This window comes from Microvirga tunisiensis, assembly GCF_009296175.1.
GTDB classification, from domain to species: domain Bacteria; phylum Pseudomonadota; class Alphaproteobacteria; order Rhizobiales; family Beijerinckiaceae; genus Microvirga; species Microvirga tunisiensis.
Genome location: NZ_VOSK01000795.1, coordinates 1 through 1,198, shown reverse-complemented (window position 1 = coordinate 1,198; position 1,198 = coordinate 1). Strand labels below are relative to the sequence as shown.

The window sequence follows — 1,198 nt, the reverse complement described above, 5'->3', positions numbered from 1 at the left end:
CGGCCTGGTGTCGCGGAAGGTCGTTGACGGCTGCGCCCATACACGAAGGCGCCGGTGTAAGCCGGGTTCTTGAGAATATCCGTCACCGCCGCAATCGTGGGCTGCTTCCAACAGAGATCGCCGAAACGGTCGCGCCGCGGCAGCATCAGGCCGTGTTCACAGAGCATGCGAGTGACCTTCACGGCCGTGCGCACCTGCAGGAAAGTCGTGAAGGTCAACTCAATCCGCTCTTGGACTTCACGATTGGGATCCTTGGTGACGACACCGGTGGGATCCCGGACGAAGCCGGTCGGCAACGGCAGCGCAAGCTCGCCCCGTTCCGCTTTGGCCAGGAGCCCGGCGGTGAGGCGTCCTCGGATGGTATGCAGCTCCAGTTCGGAGATCGTGCCCTTGAGCCCCAACAGCAGGCGGCCGTTGGGCGAGCCTGGATCATAGACGCCGTCCCGGTCGGCAATCAGGCAGTCCCGGTGCGCGCAGACATCGAGAAGCGGATACCAGTCCGAGCAATTGCGGGCGAGGCGCGGCACCTCGATGGACAGGATGAGCCCGACTTCGCCCAGTGCCACGCGGGCCACCAGGTCCTTGAAGCCCTGACGGTGCGCCCCGGCCGCGCCACTCACGCCGAGATCAGAATCAATGACGTCGATGTCTGCCTCATGCCACCCGAGTTCGCGGGCGCGCGCCTGAAGGGCGTATTGCAGCCGCAGGCTTTCTTGGTTGCTGACGACCTGATGTGGGGTCGACTGACGGACATAGATCACCGCATGGCGCTGGCGATGGTTCGAGGTCACGAGTTCCGAGTTCATGGCTCACCTCCCGCAGAACGGCTGCTAGGTCTTGTGCGATCTCCCGGCGGAGCGCCGCCGGCAGGGTGGTCCAGACGTCTTGAGGTTGGATGGGCATGCGCCCTCGCTCTCTCCGGCCACGACGATCAAGTCCTGGATTACGTCTGTGCTGAGCTTTGCCTTCGGAACGGGCGGCTCGCTCCAGGGCCAAAGACTCGTTGCCGGAAGCGGCAACCGCAACGTGAGGCCGAAGCGATAGTCTACCCGGGCCATGCCTCCCGGACACGAGGCAGGCTCCACGGTGACGAGCCGAAAGTGGCGGCCATAGAGCGGATGAGCGGGATCGATGACGACAATCTCAGATGCGTCAGGATGATCATCGTTCCTATGAGGGGTATCTCTGGACCCCGTCG

2 protein-coding genes are annotated in these 1,198 nt (G+C 64.0%); both read right to left on the bottom strand.

What is annotated here, in order from left to right:
• A partial coding sequence (locus FS320_RS43720; protein WP_162003645.1) for a recombinase family protein occupies positions 1-806 on the bottom strand: 806 nt, incomplete at its 3' end.
• A gap of 24 nt (positions 807-830) precedes the next feature.
• Positions 831-1,198: hypothetical protein (locus tag FS320_RS47440; protein WP_210252266.1), on the bottom strand; the 368-nt coding region annotated here is incomplete at its 5' end.